Source organism: Streptomyces naganishii JCM 4654, from assembly GCF_014650575.1.
GTDB classification, from domain to species: Bacteria; Actinomycetota; Actinomycetes; order Streptomycetales; family Streptomycetaceae; genus Streptomyces; species Streptomyces naganishii.
In genome coordinates, this window is record NZ_BMVF01000023.1 from 67612 (window position 1) to 85906 (window position 18295).

General features: G+C 73.3%; 12 protein-coding genes. 7 read left to right on the forward strand and 5 right to left on the reverse strand.

Translation table 11 applies throughout. From position 1 onward, the window contains the following. The first annotated feature begins 187 nt into the window (after positions 1-187). From IE217_RS30265 to IE217_RS30275, 3 genes are all read left to right on the forward strand, one after another. The gene (locus tag IE217_RS30265) at positions 188-1216 is read left to right on the forward strand and encodes an SMI1/KNR4 family protein (RefSeq protein ID WP_190181150.1); all 1029 of its coding nucleotides are present in this window, start codon (positions 188-190) and stop codon (positions 1214-1216) included. Between the two features lie 10 nt (positions 1217-1226). Further along, positions 1227-4508: an SUKH-4 family immunity protein gene (locus IE217_RS30270; RefSeq protein WP_190181151.1), complete on the forward strand. Its 3282-nt coding sequence runs from the start codon at positions 1227-1229 to the stop codon at positions 4506-4508. 210 nt (positions 4509-4718) lie between these two features. Beyond that, complete coding sequence (locus IE217_RS30275; RefSeq protein WP_190181152.1) at positions 4719-5606, forward strand: cellulose-binding protein; 888 nt, start codon at positions 4719-4721, stop codon at positions 5604-5606. A 32-nt stretch (positions 5607-5638) separates the two neighbouring features. Here IE217_RS30275 and IE217_RS30280 read toward each other — a convergent pair whose 3' ends face one another. Further along, positions 5639-7219: a sodium/solute symporter gene (locus IE217_RS30280; RefSeq protein ID WP_190181180.1), complete on the reverse strand. Its 1581-nt coding sequence runs from the start codon at positions 7217-7219 to the stop codon at positions 5639-5641. Positions 7220-7248: 29 nt separating this feature from the next. Beyond that, positions 7249-7785 (reverse strand): DUF485 domain-containing protein, encoded by a 537-nt coding sequence (locus IE217_RS30285; RefSeq protein ID WP_190181153.1) that lies wholly within the window; start codon positions 7783-7785, stop codon positions 7249-7251. A 507-nt stretch (positions 7786-8292) separates the two neighbouring features. Between IE217_RS30285 and IE217_RS30290 the strand changes: the two genes are divergently transcribed. From IE217_RS30290 to IE217_RS30305, 4 genes are all read left to right on the forward strand, one after another. Beyond that, positions 8293-9081 (forward strand): ABC transporter ATP-binding protein, encoded by a 789-nt coding sequence (locus tag IE217_RS30290; protein ID WP_190181154.1) that lies wholly within the window; start codon positions 8293-8295, stop codon positions 9079-9081. Continuing rightward, positions 9078-11648, forward strand: a complete 2571-nt coding sequence (locus IE217_RS30295) for an ABC transporter permease (RefSeq protein WP_190181155.1) — start codon at positions 9078-9080, stop codon at positions 11646-11648. The genes IE217_RS30290 and IE217_RS30295 overlap by 4 nt, the downstream gene beginning before the upstream one ends. Before the next feature lie 294 nt (positions 11649-11942). After that, positions 11943-15494, forward strand: coding sequence for a transcription-repair coupling factor (mfd, locus tag IE217_RS30300; protein WP_190181156.1), 3552 nt, complete (start codon positions 11943-11945; stop codon positions 15492-15494). Positions 15495-15626: 132 nt separating this feature from the next. Continuing rightward, the gene (locus IE217_RS30305; RefSeq protein WP_190181157.1) at positions 15627-16391 is read left to right on the forward strand and encodes an HNH endonuclease family protein; all 765 of its coding nucleotides are present in this window, start codon (positions 15627-15629) and stop codon (positions 16389-16391) included. Positions 16392-16393: 2 nt separating this feature from the next. Here IE217_RS30305 and IE217_RS30310 read toward each other — a convergent pair whose 3' ends face one another. The 3 genes from IE217_RS30310 to IE217_RS30320 all read right to left on the reverse strand — a co-directional run bounded on the left by IE217_RS30310 (position 16394) and on the right by IE217_RS30320 (position 18173). Then, on the reverse strand, positions 16394-16837 hold the full coding sequence (locus IE217_RS30310; protein WP_190181158.1) for a hypothetical protein: 444 nt from the start codon (positions 16835-16837) through the stop codon (positions 16394-16396). A gap of 99 nt (positions 16838-16936) precedes the next feature. Next, positions 16937-17308 (reverse strand): hypothetical protein, encoded by a 372-nt coding sequence (locus IE217_RS30315; protein ID WP_190181159.1) that lies wholly within the window; start codon positions 17306-17308, stop codon positions 16937-16939. 151 nt (positions 17309-17459) lie between these two features. Then, positions 17460-18173: a hypothetical protein gene (locus tag IE217_RS30320; protein ID WP_190181160.1), complete on the reverse strand. Its 714-nt coding sequence runs from the start codon at positions 18171-18173 to the stop codon at positions 17460-17462. Positions 18174-18295: the final 122 nt, after the last annotated feature.

The window sequence follows — 18295 nt, forward strand, 5'->3', positions numbered from 1 at the left end:
CCGCGGTGGGCGGGGCCGCGGAACCGGAGGCCCGGTGACCGGTGTCGGCGTACCGCATAGGCTGTCGGCAGCCGCGATGCGCGCGGCCGACGCGTTTGGAGAGAAGTAGTCGATACGGGCTTCGGTTCGCGGGGGCGGCAGCCCCTCTCGCCGAGGGCCGTACAGAGTGCCGCAGGGGGCAACCGCCATGACGACAGGTCGGCTCGGGCTCGGGGTTCCACCCGGCCGCCAGGCCGGGGGACAGGCCACGCCGCCGAACGCGGCCTATGCCGGGCAGGTCGTGCACTTCCCGGATCCGGTGCGCGCCTCCCGTCACCCGCGAGGGGTACGGGTGGACGAGCACGGTCACCCCGATTTCTCGCCGTACGCCCGGGCGGCGGCGCAGATCGCGGACCCGCCGGAGGGTTTCGGCGTCGACGAGTTGCGGCTGACGGACTACGTGTCGGCGAACGCGGCGCTCGCCGCCTCGGGGCACGAGCTGTGGGACACGGTGCCCGACGTGGCGACCCCGCACGGCTGGACGTGGCACCACGTGGCGGGCGGCCGGCGCCTGGAGCTGGTCCCGGTCGAGGTGAAGGCGCTGCTGCGCCACCACGGCGGGATCGCGACCGCGAACGTCGACCAGACGAAGCGGGGCACGCGGCCGCTCCAGGAGACGCGCCCCGCGCACTTCGGGCTGCCGAAGTCGGGCGTGGCGGTCACTGAGCAGCAAGTGCAGGGCGTCGAGGAGGAATTGGGGTACCGGCTGCCGGGCGCCTACCGCACGTTCCTGAAGGCGGCCGGCGGCTGCGCGCCCGTGGGGACCGCGCTGGACGCGGAGTTGGGGCTGCTGATCGACCAGCCCTTCTTCACGGTGCGCGAGGAGGCGGCGGTCAACGACCTGGTGTACGTCAACAAGTGCCTGCGCGACCATCTGACCAAGGACTACCTGGGCGTCGGGTTCGTGCAGGGCGGGCTGCTCGCGGTGAAGGTGAAGGGCGACCGGCTCGGCTCGGTGTGGTTCTGCGCCTACGACGACGTACGGGACGTGGATCCGTCGTGGTCGCAGGCCGAGCGGGTGGAGCGGCTGCTCCTGCCGTGCGGTGAGGACTTCGACGCGTTCCTGTCCCGGCTGGCGGGGTCTCCGCCGGAGCTGGAGACGGTGGCGAACCTGATGGTCGACGGCGGCTTCGCGAAGGCCGTCCCGGTCTCGTCCGGCTCGTCGGTGGGGGAGTGAGGTAGCGGCGATGGTGACGTTCGCGCAGGCGCAGGAGCGCGCCGAGGAGTGGGTCAACGGGGACGTGCCGGCGTACCAGCACCGTGAGGTGCGGGTACGTGAGTTCGGCCTCGGGTTCGTGGTGTGGGCGGAGGACCGCGAGGGCGGGCCGCGTTCGGAGGGCGGTGCCCAGCGGCTGGTCATCGCCCGCGACAGCGGGGAGGCCACGCTGTGGCCGGCGCTGCCGGTGGGCGAGGTGATCCGCCGGTACGAGGAGGAGTACGGCCGCGCGGAGGACGTCCAGGACGCGGTACCGGCGCCTCCGGCGCGCGTCGACCTCAACCAGACGTCGTTCCTGCTGAGCCCGCCGGAGTGGCTCCAGGAGGCGGCGGACAAGCTGGGCATCCCGGACCGGCGGCAGCCGGGTCCGGCCGCCGGTCCGGAGTCCGGGGCGGCTCGAGGCGGTTCGCTGCCGCAGACCCAGGCGGGCGTGCCGCTGGGGGCGTCCACGGGCACGCCGACCGGCGCCACCGGCCAGGCCGCGCCCGCGGGCGCCGGGGGCGCGCCCGCCGGTCCGCCGGCCGGGGCCGCCGGTCCGGTCGCGCCCGCCGGGCCCGCGGGGTCGCCCACCGCGCCTGGAGGGCCTTTCGGCTCACCGGCCGGGCCTGCCGGATCGTCCGCCGAGCCTGCCGGTGCCGCCGGTTGGGCGTCGCCCGCCGATTCGCCGACCGGGCCTGCCGGATCGTCCGCCGGGCCCGCCGGTCCGTCGGTCGGGGCCGGTGGTTCGTTCGCCGGGGCTGCCGGTTCGGCGGCTGAGGCTGGTGGTTCGTTCGCCGGGGCTGCCGGTGCCGCCGGTTGGGCGCCGCCTGCCGATTCGCCGGCCGGGCCTGCCGGATCGTCCGCCGGGCCCGCCGGTCCGTCGGTCGGGGCCGGTGGTTCGTTCGCCGGGGCTGCCGGTTCGGCGGCTGGGGCCGGTGGTTCGTTCGCCGGGGCTGCGGGTGCCGCCGGTTGGGCGCCGCCTGCCGATTCGCCGGCCGGGCCTGCCGGATCGTCCGCCGGGCCTGCCGGTTCGTCCGCCGGGGCTGCCGGTCCGTCGGTCGGGGCCGGTGGTTCGTCCGCCGGGGCTGCCGGTTCGGCGGCTGAGGCTGGTGGTTCGTTCGCCGGGGCTGCCGGTGCCGCTGGTTGGGCGCCGCCGGCCGATTCGCCTGCCGGGCCCGCAGGATCCGTGGGCGCGCCCGCCGGGTCTGCCGCTCCGGGCGGGGCCACCCCGTGGGCCGGGACCGACACCAACGCCGAGGGGGGCGAGGACCGTTCCGTGCCGCTGCCCGCGACGGTGTTCGCGCCGCAGCTCGGTGAGCCGGGTGACTCCGGCGACGGCACCCCTCCGCCCGCCGCCCCGGACGCCAAGACGGCGCTGATGGCGGGCGGCAGCCAACTCCCGCCGACCGCGATGGCACCGGCGGTGGGCGCCCCCCACAACCCCGCGGGGCCGGGTGCTCCGGGCGCACCCCAGGGCACGCTTCCGCCTCAGCCCCCGGCCGGTCCGCCGCCGTACGGCCGTCCGCAGGCACCGGGGACTCCGGCCGACGACGGGCGGCCCGCGCGGCCGCTCGCGTCCGACGCCGGTGACATCGCGGACGCGGCGACCAGCAAGGCTGCGCCTCCGCCGCGTCGCGGGCGCGGCGGTTCGACCACACCCCCGCCGCCCGGCGCCCCGGGCACGCCGGGCGCCCGGCCGGGTGCGGCCCCCGCCGTGCAGGCCGGCGCGGGCGGTTACGTGCCGACCCAGCTGGTCTCGTCGCTCGGCCACGGCGGTCCGGGCGGTCCGGACGCGCCCGAGGGCCCCGCCGGTCCCGTACCGCCGAACACGCCCGGTGGCACACCGCCCGGTGGTGTCCACCACGCGGCCACGATGCTTGCCGACCCGAACGCGCTCGGCGCGGGCGCGCCCCGGCCCCCGGCCGCACCTGGTGCGCAGGGTGCCCCCGGCCAGCCCGCCGCCCCCGGAATGCCGGGTACGCCCGGAGCCCCCGGTACCCCGCCCGGCGGTGTGCACCGTGCCGAGACCATGCTGGCCGCGCCCCCGTCCGGCGGGCCGGGCGCGCCCGTGCCGCCGCCGCAGGCCCCCGGTACGCCCCCGGGTCCCCCGCCGCCGCCCGGCGCGATGCCGCCGCCCGTGGGGCAGCAACCGCTGCCCCCGCACGCGGCTCCGCCGATGCCGCCCGGCGCGATGCCGCCGCCGGTTCCCGGTCAGGCCGTGCCCGGGCCGCCTCCGCCGCCGCCCGGGCACCCCGTCCCCGGGCAGCAGCCGCCGGCCTACGGCTACCCCCAGCAGGTGCAGCCCACCGTCGGCCCCGGGTACCAGGCCGTGCTGCGCTACCGCGCGCAGGACGGTTCCGAGCAGCAGTTGATCCGGCGGTCCGCGCCGGGCACCCCGCACCCGGAGTGGCAGATCTTCCACGAGCTGCGCGCCATGAACGTGCCGCCGGACCAGGTGCTGGAGCTGCACACGGAGCTGGAGTCCTGCCAGTTGCCGGGCGCTTACTGCGCGCGGATGATCCGCGAGCAGTGGCCGCAGGCGCGGATCACCTCGATCGCGCCGTACGGCACCGACCACGCGAGCCGGCAGCAGGGGATGCGGCAACTCCTCGCGCACCAGGGCGAGTTGCACCAGGTCGCGGACGGCCCCGCCCGTCCGGCCCCGGTGCGTGCTCCGCTCCCGCCGGTGCAGCCCGTGCCGCCGGTCCCGCCGGAGGCGATCGCGCAGGAGCTGGTGGGCGCGTTCGGGCCGGGGATCTTCCGGTTCGAGCAGGCGGCCGTCTCCCGCCAGGGCGTGCCCCCGGTCGTGGCGCACACGCTGGTGGTGGCCGGTCTGCCCACCGACATGGGCCCGTTCTTCTGGGCGCAGGCGCAGCCGGGCCGCCCGGTGCCGACGCTGGCGGAGCTGGCGGCCGAGCGTGGGGTGCAGCCGGCGCCGGACGCGGGCTCGTACCTGGTGATGGGCAGCGACTTCGGCAAGGCGCTCTGCGTCCAGTACGGCACGGCGAACATCGTGGCGGTGCCGGTGGAGGCGGGGCCGGGCGGTACGGCCGTACCCCCGCAGTTCGTGAACACCGGACTGCCGGAGTTCGCGCGCTGCCTGGCGCTGCTCGGGCGGATGTGGCGGCTGCGGTTCGGGCTGAACCAGGAGCAGGCGGGCCGCTGGACCGTCGACTTCCAGGCGCAGCTCGCCGCGCTCGACCCGGCGGCGCTCGGTTCGCCGGAGAGCTGGTGGTCGGTGCTGCTGGAGCAGATGTGGGACGGGCTGCTGTGAGTGCCTGAACGCCCCGGATCGGGGCCGGACCTGGTGCATGTGACCAGGTCCGGCCCCTTTTTGTGCGCTGTCGCTCCGTCACGCTTCGATGCCGATCGCATCATGCGCTCGGAGTGTCGCGTTATGAACATTTCCGCTCAATACCCCAAGATATGCGCGAAATCATCTTGTCGCGTCCGTTCGGCGGGACCTCGGCGGAGAGGGTTCGGGATGAGCAGCGCATCGAAGTCGCCCCACGGCTTCGCGGCCGTACGGGGACGCGGTTACCGCCCCCGGCAGGTGGACGCGTTCGTGCGGGAGCTCTCCGACGACCGCGACGCCGCCTGGGAGCGGGCCGCCCGGCTGACCGTTCTGGCCAGGCACATGGAGGCCGAACTCGCCGAGTTGCGGGAGACCGTCGCGCGACAGGGCGAGCAGACCTACGAGTCGCTCGGCGAGGGTGCCCGGCGGCTGTACCAGCTGGGCCGGCAGGAGGCGCAGGCCGTGCGCGAGGGCGCGCGGGCCGAGGCCGATCGCGTGGTCGAGGAGGCGCGCGCGTACGCGGACGAAGTGCTGCGGGCCGCGCGCGAACACGCCGACGCCGTACGGGCGGAGGCCGACGAACGCGCCCGGCACCGGCTGCTCGCCGCCCGAGCGGAGGCCGACGAACTGCGGATCTCCGTACGGCGCGAGGTGAAGGCGTGCCGCGGTGAGGCGCTGTCCGCGCTGCGTGAGGTGCGGCAGCGGACCTCCGGGATGCTCACCGAGCAGGCCCGCGAACACGCCGAGCGGCTCGCCGGGGCCGAGCGGGCGCAGGCCGAGTGGGAGGAAGCCGCCGAGGCGGACCTCCAGGCGCGGATCGCGGCGGCCGAGACGGCGCTGACCGAGGCGGCGCGGGCGCTCGCCGACGCGGAGGCCTTCGCGCGCCGGGCCCCGGACCTGGGCCGGGCCCGGGCGGCGGAGGTGCTGGCCGACGCCCGGCTGCGCGCGGAGCGGATCTCCCAGGAGACGGAGCGGGTGCTGCGGGAGCACGGCGAGATGTGGGACGACGTGCGCGAGCAGATGGACACGGTGCAGAGCAGCATCACCGCGCTGACCGGCCGCCCCTGGGCGCCGTAGGAAGGCACCCCGGGCGCTCGCCGTCGCCGTGCTCAGCCGCCCCTGCGCACCGCGCCCGCCAGGATCCAGCCCTCCACCGCCTCGTACTGGCGGCGCTGTTCCTCCGCCTTGCGCCGGCCGGAGGCGAGCGTGCCGAGCCAGCCGAGGAGGAAGCCGAGCGGGATGGTGACCAGGCCGGTGGTGGTGAAGGGGAAGTAGTTGAAGTCCAGGTCCGGGAAGGCGGCGACGGGGGAGCCGGAGACGAGGTTGGTGCCCGGCATCAGCAGCAGGACCGCCAGGGTGCCGCCGATCAGCGTGCTGAGCAGGCCGGTCCGGGTGTAGCGGCGCCAGAAGAGGCTGTAGACCAGGGCGGGCGCGATGGCGGAGGCGCCCAGGCAGAAGCTCAGCGTCACCAGCGGCTGGAGGCTGCGGTGCTGGACGAGGGTGGCCAGCGCGATGGTGGGGATGCCCACCGCCAGCGCCGACAGCCGGGCCAGCGTCATCTCGCGGGGCGCGGGCATGTCCTGCACCCGGGCGGCGAAGACGTCGTGGGCCAGGGAGTTGGCGCAGGCGAGGATCATCCCGGCGACGGAGGCGAGCAGCGTCAGGAACAGTGCGGTGGTGACCGTGGTGAACAGGAACGTCTCGCCCGTCGACACGTCCGCGCCGAAGGCCGCCCGCGAGCCCAGCAGGTAGGCCGTGTTGCCCTGCGGATCGGCCTGCGCGATCACCGACCGCCCGATCAGCGCGGTCGCCCCGAACCCGACCACCGTGACGACCAGCACGAACAGCGCCACGCCGGAGACCGCCCAGGACATCGACCTGCGCACCTGCCGGGCGCTGGAGGCGGTGTACGTGCGCATGGTGACGTGCGGCAGGCAGGCGCCGCCCAGCACCACCGTCAGCTCGGAGGTGATCATGTCGAGGCGGGGGCTGCGGCCACCGGCGAACTCCAGTCCCGAGTGCAGGAAGGCGGAGCCCACCCCGCTCTGCCGCGCCGCCGCGTCGAACAGCGTCCCCGGGTCCCAGTCGAAGCGGCGCAGGATGAGCAGGGCGACCACCGCGCCGGAGCCGAGCAGCATCACGATCTTCAGGATCTGGATGAGGGCCGTGCCCTTCATCCCGCCGATCGCCGCGTAGCTGATCATCAGTACGCCGAGGCCGATCACACAGCCGGTCTTCAGCGCGTCGCTGGAGAACCCGAGGATGAACGCCAGCAGTTGGCCGGTGCCGGCGAGCTGCACCAGCATCAGCGGCACCAGCGCCGCGATGGTCACCACGCAGGCCGTGACGCGGACCGCGCGGCCGGGCATCCGCCGGGCCAGTGCGTCGCCCATGGTGAACCGGCCCGCGTTGCGCAGGGGTTCGGCGAGCAGGAACATCATCAGCATCAGCGACAGCGCGGTGCTCAGCGCGAGCACGATCCCGTCGTAGCCGCACAGGGCGATCACCCCGCCGGTGCCCAGCACGCTCGCCGCCGAGATGTAGTCGCCCGCGATGGCCAGGCCGTTGCGCATCGGGGACAGGGAGCCGTAGCCGGTGTAGAACTCGTCGAGGTCGTCGCGGTCCGGGCCGGTCATCACGCACAGCAGCAGCGTGATGGTGGCGACGGACGTGAACGCCACCAGGGACATGGTCTGCGCCGACCCGCTGAACTGCGCGGTCACCGTGCCGCCTCCCGTTTGGCGTCGACCTCGGCCTGCTTGCGTATCCGGTCGGCGATGGGATCGACGCGCCGGCGCGCGGTGTACTCGTACAGCGCCGTCGCCAGCCAGGTGACCGGCAGCTGGACCAGGGCGAGCAGCAGCCCGGTGGGCAGTCCGTCGGCGACCTCGCCGGTCATGAAGGACGGGGCGAACGCGGACAGGACGAGGAACGTCGTGAAGTAGCCGAGGGCGGTGAGCGTGGCCACGCGCCGCTGCCGGCGGTAGGCGCCGCGCAGGATCCGCAGGTCGCTGTGGTGCCCGAGCGCGGACCGCCGCGGCGGACGCGGCCCGGCCTCGGACTCGGGCTCGGGCGGCTGCCAGGGGTAGGTGGCGTACGGCGGCGTCTGGTGGTGGGGGACGGGGTAGGGCGGTGACGCCTGGTGCTGGGGGACGGGGTACGGCGGTGGCGCCTGGTGCCGGGGAGCGGCGTACCGCGGCGGCGCGGGTGGGGGGTACTGGTAGGGCGGGTGTGACGAGAGCGGCTCGTACGACATCCCGGTCTCCTCGAGTGGCGGCTGCGGCAGTGACGTGGGGAGTGGGGGTGCGAGCCACGCACGCTACTCGGCGCCCCGGGGACGCGCGGCGTTTTCGCCAAACTGAGCGGTCGGTATGCGCTGACTCGTTGTGAGTCCTTGACCCTCCCGCGACGGAAGGGTGGAGGGTGAGTGGGCCGGTGGGTGGAGGCAACCCTGAGAAGGCATCCACCTGTCGGTGGACAGCCCCTAGGGGTTGCTCCGTACTGAGGGTCGGGGAGGGTTCGTCCCGGCGGAGGACGAGGAGGGGCCCCCGTCCTCCTTAACCTGGCTTTACGCCGCCGGGGGGCGGTGGACGTAACCGTCGGGGGTGGGGATTTCCCCAGCGGAAGACTGCGATGGGCACCAGCGCGCCGCGGGACTTCGCCGACCAGACTCGTCACCGGCAGCGCGTTGCAGGCAGCGCGTGACACACACCGCGCGCGGCAGTGCGCGGCTCATCCGCTCATCGACAGTAGGAGACGTACCGTGACATCGGCTGTGACCATTCCCAGGCACGGGGGTACTGGAGGGACTACGGCCGTTGCCGCGCGGGCGCGGCAGGTCGTGAAGGCCTACGGGGCCGGCGAGACCCGGGTCGTCGCGCTCGACCACGTCGACGTGGACATCGCCCGCGGTCAGTTCACCGCGATCATGGGCCCCTCCGGCTCCGGCAAGTCCACCCTGATGCACTGCCTCGCCGGCCTGGACACGGTGACCAGCGGTCAGATCTATCTCGACGAGACCGAGATCACCGGCCTGAAGGACAAGAAGCTCACGCAGCTGCGCCGGGACCGGATCGGCTTCATCTTCCAGGCGTTCAACCTGCTCCCGACGCTGAACGCGATCGAGAACATCACCCTGCCCATGGACATCGCGGGCCGCAAGCCCGACAAGGCGTGGCTGGACCGGGTGGTGGAGACGGTGGGCCTGGCCGACCGCCTCAAGCACCGCCCGAACCAGCTCTCCGGCGGCCAGCAGCAGCGCGTCGCCGTGGCCCGGGCGCTGGCCGCCCGCCCCGAGATCATCTTCGGTGACGAGCCCACCGGAAACCTCGACTCCCGCGCGGGCGCCGAGGTGCTGGGCTTCCTGCGCCGCTCGGTGGACGAGCTCGGCCAGACCATCGTGATGGTCACCCACGACCCGGTCGCCGCCTCCTACGCGAACCGGGTGCTCTACCTCGCCGACGGCCGGATCGTGGACGAGATGTTCAACCCGACCGCCGACCAGGTGCTGGACCGGATGAAGGACTTCGATGCCCGGGGACGGACGTCATGACCGTCCTGAAGACCTCCCTGCGCAACTTCTTCGCGCACAAGGGACGCATGGCGCTGTCCGCCGTGGCGGTGCTGCTGTCGGTGGCCTTCGTGTGCGGCACGCTGGTGTTCACCGACACCATGAACACCACGTTCGACAAGCTGTTCGCGGTGACCGCGTCCGACGTGACGGTCTCCCCGAAGGCCGCCAAGGTGGACGAGGCCTCGCGGGGCGGGGTGCCTGAGTCGCTGCCGGCCTCGGCGCTGGCCCGGGCCCGGCAGGCCGAGGGCGTCAAGTCCGCCGAGGGCGGCGTCAGTTCCACGAACGTCACCGTCGTCAACGGCGACAACAAGAACATGGGCTCCTCCACCGGCGCCCCGACCATCGCCGGCAACTGGAGCGACAACGAGCTGAAGTCGATGGAGCTCACCTCCGGTCACGCCCCGCGCGGGCCGGCCGAGATGCTCGTCGACGCCGACACCGCCGGCAAGCACCACCTCAAGATCGGTGACGAGCTGCGCACCATCGCGCAGACCGGTGACCTCAAGGCGCGCATCGTCGGCATCGCCACCTTCAAGGTGACCAACCCCGGCGCGGCCATCGTCTGGTTCGACACGCCCACCGCGCAGCGCGAACTGCTCGGCGCCACCGGCCGGTTCACCCAGATCGACATCACCGCCGCGTCCGGCGTCTCGGACGAGCAGCTCAAGCAGAACGTCACGCGGACGCTCGCCGGCACCGGCGCGTACAAGATCCAGACGGCCAAGGAGAACGCCGACGAGGGCCGCAAGAGCGTCGGCTCCTTCATGGACGTCATCAAGTACGCCATGCTCGGCTTCGCCGGGATCGCCTTCCTGGTCGGCATCTTCCTGATCATCAACACCTTCAGCATGCTGGTCGCCCAGCGCACCCGCGAGATCGGCCTGATGCGGGCCATCGGCTCCTCCCGCCGCCAGGTCAACCGGTCGGTTCTGGTCGAGGCGCTGCTGCTCGGCGTCGTCGGCTCGGTCCTCGGCATCGGCGCGGGCGTCGGCATCGCGGTCGGCCTGATGAAGCTCATGAGCGCGGCCGGCATGGACCTGTCCACGCGGGATCTGACGGTCAAGGCCACCACGCCCGTCGCCGGACTGGTGCTCGGTGTGGTCGTCACCGTTCTGGCCGCCTACCTGCCGGCCCGCCGCGCCGGCAAGGTCTCCCCGATGGCCGCCCTGCGCGACGCCGGCACGCCCGCCGACGGCAAGGCCGGCCGGGTGCGCGGTGTGATCGGACTGGTCCTCACCGCGGCCGGCGTCGCCGCCCTGTTCGCGGCGGCGTCCGCGAAGAAGGCGAGCGAGGGTTCGCTGGTCCTCGGCCTCGGCGTGGTGCTCACCCTGATCGGCTTCGTGGTCGTCGGCCCGCTGCTGGCGGGCGGGGTGGTCCGGGTGATCAGCGCGGTGCTGCTGCGCGCCTTCGGACCGGTGGGCCGCATGGCCGAGCGCAACGCCCTGCGCAACCCCCGGCGCACGGGCGCCACGGGCGCCGCCCTGATGATCGGCCTCGCGTTGGTGGCCTGCCTGTCGGTGGTCGGCTCCTCCATGGTCGCCTCGGCCACCTCCGAGCTCGACAAGTCGGTCGGCGCGGACTTCATCGTCGCGGGCAACCAGCGGATCTTCCCGCAGGCGGAGCGGGCCATGGAGAACAGCCCGGGCCTCGCGCACGTCACCCGCTACAAGGTGATCGACGCCACCCTGACCTCGCCCGACGGCAAGGCCGACGACAAGGGCGTCACCGCCGCCGACCCGACGTACGCCGACGACCTGCGCCGTACGACGACGGAGGGCACCCTGAAGGCCGCCTACGGCGACGACGCCATGTCGGTCGGCTCCGACTACGCCAAGAAGCACGGCGTGCACGTCGGCGACACGATCACCGTCGCCTTCAAGGGCGGGAAGACCGCCAGGCTCAAGGTCGCGGCCATCACCAGCGACGACTCCGCCCTCGACAAGGGCGCGCGCTACATGAGCCTGGCGACCATGGAGAAGTACGTCCCCAAGGACCGCGTCCCGCCGAACCAGATGATGTTCGCCAAGGCGAAGGACGGCCAGGAGAAGCAGGCCTACGCGGCCCTGAAGAAGTCGTTGGAGAGCTACCCGCAGTACCAGGTGCGCGACCAGACCGACTACAAGCAGGAGCTGAAGGACCAGGTCGGCCAGCTGCTCAACATGGTCTACGGCCTGCTCGCGCTGGCGATCATCGTCGCGGTCCTGGGCGTGGTGAACACCCTGGCCCTGTCGGTGGTCGAGCGGACCCGGGAGATCGGTCTGCTGCGCGCGATCGGCCTCTCCCGCCGGCAGCTGCGGCGCATGATCCGCATGGAGTCCGTGGTGATCGCCCTGTTCGGCGCCCTGCTGGGCCTCGGCCTGGGCATGGGCTGGGGCGCGACCGCGCAGAAGCTCCTCGCCCTGGAGGGCCTGAACGTCCTCCAGATCCCGTGGGGCACGATCATCGCCGTCTTCATCGGCTCGGCCTTCGTGGGCCTGTTCGCCGCGCTGATCCCGGCGTTCCGCGCGGGCCGCATGAACGTACTGAACGCGATCGCCACCGAGTAGCGGGCGCGAGCGGCCACCGCACACGGGGGTTGCGGGGGAAGGTCCGGGGTGCGGGAGTCGGAGGACTCCCGCACCCCGGACCCGTTTCCGCGGCCGCCCCGGACCCGTTTCCGCGGCCGCCCCGGACCCGGGCCGGTCACCGGTCCGGAGCCGGGCCGGTCACCCGGTCCGGCGCGCGGGACGTCGTCCACAGCCCCACCGGCCGTCCGCGCGCCGTCGTAGGCTGGAGGGACCCCCGGCCCGCGGCGCGCGTCGGGCCTGTCGTGTTGCCCGCCTACCACGGAAAGCCCCTCCATGAGCCTGCACGGTCTGCTCGACGCCGTCGTCAAGGACCCCGCCCTGACGGAAGCCGTCACCGCGGCGGCGGACGGCAACCGCATGCACGTCGACCTCGTCGGCCCGCCCGCCGCCCGCCCCTTCGCGATCGCCGCCCTGGCCCGCGAGGCCGGCCGCCCCGTCCTCGCGGTGACCGCGACCGGCCGCGAGGCCGAGGACCTGGCCGCCGCCCTGCGCTCGCTGCTGCCGCCCGAGGGCGTCGTGGAGTACCCCTCCTGGGAGACGCTGCCGCACGAGCGGCTCAGCCCGCGCAGCGACACCGTGGGCCGCCGCCTCGCCGTGCTGCGCAGGCTCTCCCACCCCCGCCCCGACGACCCCGGTACCGGCCCGGTCTCCGTCGTCGTCGCCCCCGTGCGCTCGGTGCTCCAGCCGCAGGTCAAGGGCCTGGGCGACCTGGAGCCCGTGGCGCTGCGAACCGGGCGGAGCGCCGACCTCGGGGAGGTCGTCCAGGCCCTCGCCGCCGCCGCGTACTCCCGCGTGGAGCTGGTGGAGAAGCGTGGCGAGTTCGCCGTGCGCGGCGGCATCCTGGACGTCTTCCCGCCCACCGAGGAACACCCCCTGCGCGTGGAGTTCTGGGGCGACGACGTCGAGGAGATCCGCTACTTCAAGGTCGCCGACCAGCGCTCCCTGGAGATCGCCGAGCACGGCCTGTGGGCCCCGCCCTGCCGCGAGCTGCTGCTCACCGAGGACGTACGCGCACGTGCCCGCGCCCTGGCCGAGCGCCACCCCGAGCTCGGCGAACTGCTCGGCAGGATCGCCGAGGGCATCGCCGTCGAGGGCATGGAGTCCCTCGCGCCGGTCCTGGTGGACGACATGGAGCTGCTGCTCGACGTGCTGCCCAAGGGCGCGATGGCCGTGGTGTGCGACCCGGAGCGGGTGCGCACCCGCGCGGCCGACCTGGTGGCGACCTCCCAGGAGTTCCTCCAGGCCTCCTGGGCGGCCACGGCGGGTGGCGGCGAGGCGCCCATCGACGTGGGCGCGGCCTCCCTGTGGTCCATCGCGGACGTACGGGAGCGGGCGCGCGAGCTGGACATGATGTGGTGGTCCGTCTCGCCCTTCGCCGCCGACGAGACGGCGTACGAGGGCGACGGGGACGCGGCGGACACCCTCAAGCTGGGCATGCACGCGCCGGAGACCTACCGCGGCGACACCGCCAAGGCCCTCGCCGACACCAAGGGCTGGCTCGCCGACGGCTGGCGCGCGGTGTTCGTCACCGAGGGCCACGGCCCGGCCGCCCGCACGGTGGAGGTGCTCGGCGGGGAGGGCATCGCAGCCCGCCTGGACGCCGACCTCGGGGCGCTGTCGCCGTCCGTGGTGCACGTGGCGTGCGGCTGCATCGACCAGGGCTTCGTCGACCCCGCCCTGAAGCTGGCCGTGCTCACCGAGACCGACCTGTCCGGCCAGCGCACGGCCACCCGGGACGGCGCGCGGATGCCGGCCCGCCGCCGCAAGACCATCGACCCGCTGACCCTGGAGGCCGGCGACTACATCGTCCACGAGCAGCACGGCGTCGGCCGCTACATCGAGATGGTGCAGCGCACCGTGCAGGGCGCGACCCGCGAGTACCTCGTGGTGGAGTACGCCCCGGCCAAGCGCGGCCAGCCCGGCGACCGCCTCTACATCCCCACCGACCAGCTGGAGCAGATCACCAAGTACGTCGGCGGTGAGGCGCCCACCCTGCACCGGCTCGGCGGCGCGGACTGGACGAAGACCAAGGCGCGCGCGAAGAAGGCGGTCAAGGAGATCGCCGCCGACCTGATCCGGCTGTACTCGGCGCGCATGGCGGCCCCCGGGCACGCCTTCGGCGCCGACACCCCCTGGCAGCGGGAGCTGGAGGACGCCTTCCCCTACGCCGAGACCCCCGACCAGCTCACCACGATCGCCGAGGTCAAGGAGGACATGGAGAAGTCCGTCCCGATGGACCGCCTGATCTGCGGCGACGTCGGCTACGGCAAGACGGAGATCGCGGTGCGCGCCGCCTTCAAGGCCGTCCAGGACGGCAAGCAGGTCGCGGTGCTGGTCCCGACGACGCTGCTGGTGCAGCAGCACTTCGGCACGTTCTCCGAGCGGTACGCGCAGTTCCCGGTGAACGTCCGCGCGCTGTCCCGCTTCCAGACCGACACCGAGGCCAAGGCGGTCCTCGAGGGCCTGCGCGACGGCTCGGTGGACGTGGTCATCGGCACCCACCGGCTGTTCTCCTCCGAGACCAAGTTCAAGGACCTCGGCCTGGTCGTCGTCGACGAGGAGCAGCGCTTCGGCGTCGAGCACAAGGAGCAGCTGAAGAAGCTGCGCGCCAACGTGGACGTGCTGACGATGTCCGCGACGCCGATCCCGCGCACCCTGGAGATGGCGGTGACGGGCATCCGCGAGATGTCCACGATCACCACGCCGCCCGAGGAGCGGCACCCGGTGCTGACCTTCGTCGGCCCCTACGAGGAGAAGCAGATCGGCGCCGCGATCCGGCGCGAACTGCTGCGCGAGGGCCAGGTCTTCTACATCCACAACCGGGTGGAGTCCATCGACCGGGCCGCGGCCCGGCTGCGCGAGATCGTCCCCGAGGCGCGCATCGCCACCGCCCACGGGCAGATGTCCGAGCAGGCGCTGGAACAGGTGGTCGTGGACTTCTGGGAGAAGAAGTCCGACGTGCTGGTCTCCACGACGATCGTGGAGTCGGGCATCGACATCTCCAACGCCAACACCCTGATCGTGGAGCGCGGCGACAACTTCGGCCTCTCCCAGCTGCACCAGCTGCGCGGCCGGGTGGGCCGCGGCCGCGAGCGCGGTTACGCCTACTTCCTCTACCCGCCGGAGAAGCCGCTCACCGAGACCGCCCACGAGCGCCTGGCGACCATCGCCCAGCACACCGAGATGGGCGCGGGCATGTACGTGGCGATGAAGGACCTGGAGATCCGCGGCGCGGGCAACCTGCTGGGCGGCGAGCAGTCCGGGCACATCGCGGGCGTCGGCTTCGACCTGTACGTGCGCATGGTCGGCGAGGCCGTCGCCGACTACCGGCGGCAGCTGGAGACCGGGGAGATCGAGGAGGAGCCGCCGCTCGAGGTCAAGATCGAGCTTCCGGTCGACGCGCACGTCCCGCACGACTACGCGCCCGGCGAGCGGCTGCGCCTCCAGGCCTACCGGTCGATCGCCGCGGCCAACTCCGAGGACGACATCAAGGCCGTACGCGAGGAACTGACCGACCGCTACGGCAAGTTGCCCGAACCGGTGGAGAACCTGCTGCTGGTGGCCGGGCTGCGGATGCTGGCGCGGGCCTGCGGTGTCGGCGAGGTCGTGCTCCAGGGCGCCAACATCCGTTTCGCGCCGGTGGAGTTGCGCGAGTCGCAGGAGCTGCGCCTCAAGCGCCTGTACCCGGGCTCGGTCGTCAAGCCGGCCGCCCACCAGGTCCTCGTGCCGCGCCCCAAGACCGCCAAGGTCGGCGGCAAGCCGCTGATCGGCCGTGAACTGCTCGGCTGGGTGGGGGAGTTCCTCGCCTCGGTCCTGGGGTCGTAGTCACGGCGCAGACGCCTCACCGCGAGTACACCCTCCGCGCCGCCCGCGCCGCACATCTTCCCCGCTACCGTGGGCACCAGCTAGACATGCCCGCGTCACAGGACGGGCCAGGCGAGCAGGGGAGTAGCACAGGTGAGGCGTCTGAGGGGCGGGGCGACGGCAGCGGTCGTACTGGCGTTGGCGGTGGCGGGGTGCAAGGGCGGCGCTACGCCCGCGGACGGCGGACCCTCGGGTTCCGCCGTCCCGACGTCCGGCGACGCGCGGGCCGTGAGCCCGCTGGACAATCCCGACGGCACCAAGCCCGGCCTGGCGCCCGTCACTTCCGCCGCGGACAAGGCGAGGGCGCGGTCCGTGATCGCCAAGGTGGCGACCAAGGGCCGCGGGCCGAAGACGGGTTACGCGCGCGACGAGTTCGGCTACGCCTGGACGGACTCGGCCCCGGGCGGCATCCCGTTCTCCCACAACGGCTGCGACTCGCGGAACGACCTCCTCAAGCGCGACGGTGAGAACGTCCGCTTCCGGTCCGGCTCCAACTGCGTCGTCACCTCCATGACGCTGCACGACCCGTACACCGGCAAGACCATCGGCTGGTCCAAGTCCCACGCCACGACGGTGCAGATAGACCACGTCATGCCGCTCTCCTACGACTGGCAGATGGGCGCCTCGCGCTGGACCAAGGGCAAGCGCGAGGACATCGCCAACGACCCGCTGAACCTGATCCCCGTCGACGGCCCCACCAACGGCGCCAAGAGCGACTCCGGCCCCGCCACCTGGCTTCCGCCGAACAAGCAGATCCGCTGCTCCTACGCCCTGCGCTTCGCCCAGGTCTCCCTCAAGTACGCCCTCCCTGTGACCCCCGCCGACAAGCAGACGATGCTGAACCAGTGCGGGGGCTGACGTCAGGCGCTGACGGGGAGGGCGGCCGCGAAGCGGGGCCCGTCCGCGCGGTGCTGGACCGGGAAGGTGATCTTCAGGGCCTTCTCCTGGCCGGGCACCGTCAGGTGGGTGACGTACTGCAGGCCCAGGAAGGCCTTCTTCGAGCCGGTCGCCGTGACGTACTGCAGGGGCAGCTCCAGTACCAGGGCGCCCGGCTTGCCGCCCCGGTTGCCGTCGAGGAACAGCACGCGGCGGTCGGTCAGGACGATGTACATCGGGCGGGGCGTGACCGTGGCGATCACGGTGCCCGCGCTGAGCGCGCCGACCACCGCGGCGGTGACGGCGCGCCTGCGCACGGAGACCGAGCCGACACCCGCCAGGGTGGCCAGCCGTATCTCCTCGCCCTGGGCGAGCGAGGGAGCGGTGGCGTCGAGCAGCTGGCGGGCGCGCCGGGCGTTGAGGGACATGGACTCGGGACTCCTTGGAAGTGGTGGAGCGGGTGAAGCGGGAGGAGTGACCGGGCGGCCCCGGGCCGGCGCGACGGCGGGACGTTCCAGGACGCGCGGTCAGCGTCCGTACGGGTAGCCGTACGGGCCCTGCTGCGGTGCCATCGGCGCCGCCCCGTAGGGAACGGCCGGCCTCGGCAGCCGCCGGTCGAACATGGCGAACAGCAGCATCGCCGTCGCCCCCAGCAGGCACAGGATGATGACGATGCCGAGGACGGCACTGGAGTCGCCGTCGTCCGGCAGGACGGAAAGTCCCGTCACGGTCGCCACCTCGTACACCATGAACGCGGCGAACGCGCCCCAGTCCGATCCCCGGCCGCGGCGGATCGCCACGTACAGGAACGGCACCCACACCAGCAGGCCCAGCGAGAACCAGACCAGGACCGACCAGGCGATCCGCTGGAACCAGCCGGCCTCCAGCCGCTTTTCCATCTCCACCCCCCACAGGCGCCCCGCCGCACCGGCGGAGTCGTAGCAGGGGGAAAGATTAAGCCACCGCGTGCCGCGCGGAAGCCGGGGCGGGAGGGAGCGCGCGCCGTCGTCTTCGCGCGCCGGTGTGAAGGGCGTGTCCGCGTGCGGTGGTTCAGGACGTCGAGTGCAGCGCCCCGACGAGCCGTTCGGCCAGCTTCCGCGCCGTCGCGGCGCCGTTGTCGTGGCCGTCCGTCGACAGCACGCTGACGACGTCGGTGCCGGACCGGGCCGCGATCAGCGTGGTGCCGTTCTCCCAGGCGGGGTCGGTGAGGGTCAGCGTGTAGGCGCCGTCGCCCAGGCCGGACACGGCACGGCCGGTGACCTTCACCCTGGAGTGGGTCTGGGAGTCCGTGAAGCCGTGGCAGGCCCCGGCCGTCTTCTCGACCGCCTTGAGGACGTCGGCCGCCGTCGTACCCCGGTAGGCGTCGATCTCCTGGCCGATGTCCTCGGAGGTGTTCTTGTTCACGTAGTCGTTCTGCGCGAACGACACCCCGGTGACGCCGGTGATCCCGATCCAGCCGGTCCCGTCCAGCTTCGCGCAGTCCGGCTTGGCGGCGGGCGCCGTCGACGGGGGCGCGTAGGTGTCGCCGGAGTCCCGGGCCGCGCTCGGGTCCACCGCGAAGCCCGGGTGGAAGAACGAGGCCGGCGCGAGCGCCTTCTTCAGCTGGGCGCCCGTGAGCAGCCCGGCGTTCGGGTCCTTCGACGGGGCGGCCGAGGACTTGGCGTCACCGGACTGTCCGGAGGAGCCGGAGGAGCCGCAGGCCGCGAGGGCCAGGGGAAGGGCCGCCAGCGCGAGAGCGCGGGCGGCACGGGACGGGAGGCGCATGTGAATCCTTGGACTGGGCCACTGAGGGGGGCGGCCAGCGGACCCTACGGCACACAGCGGGCGCACGGTGCGTGCAGAGGGCAAGTATTGAAGGAATTTGCCGCCGCTTGGTCTTGTATTGC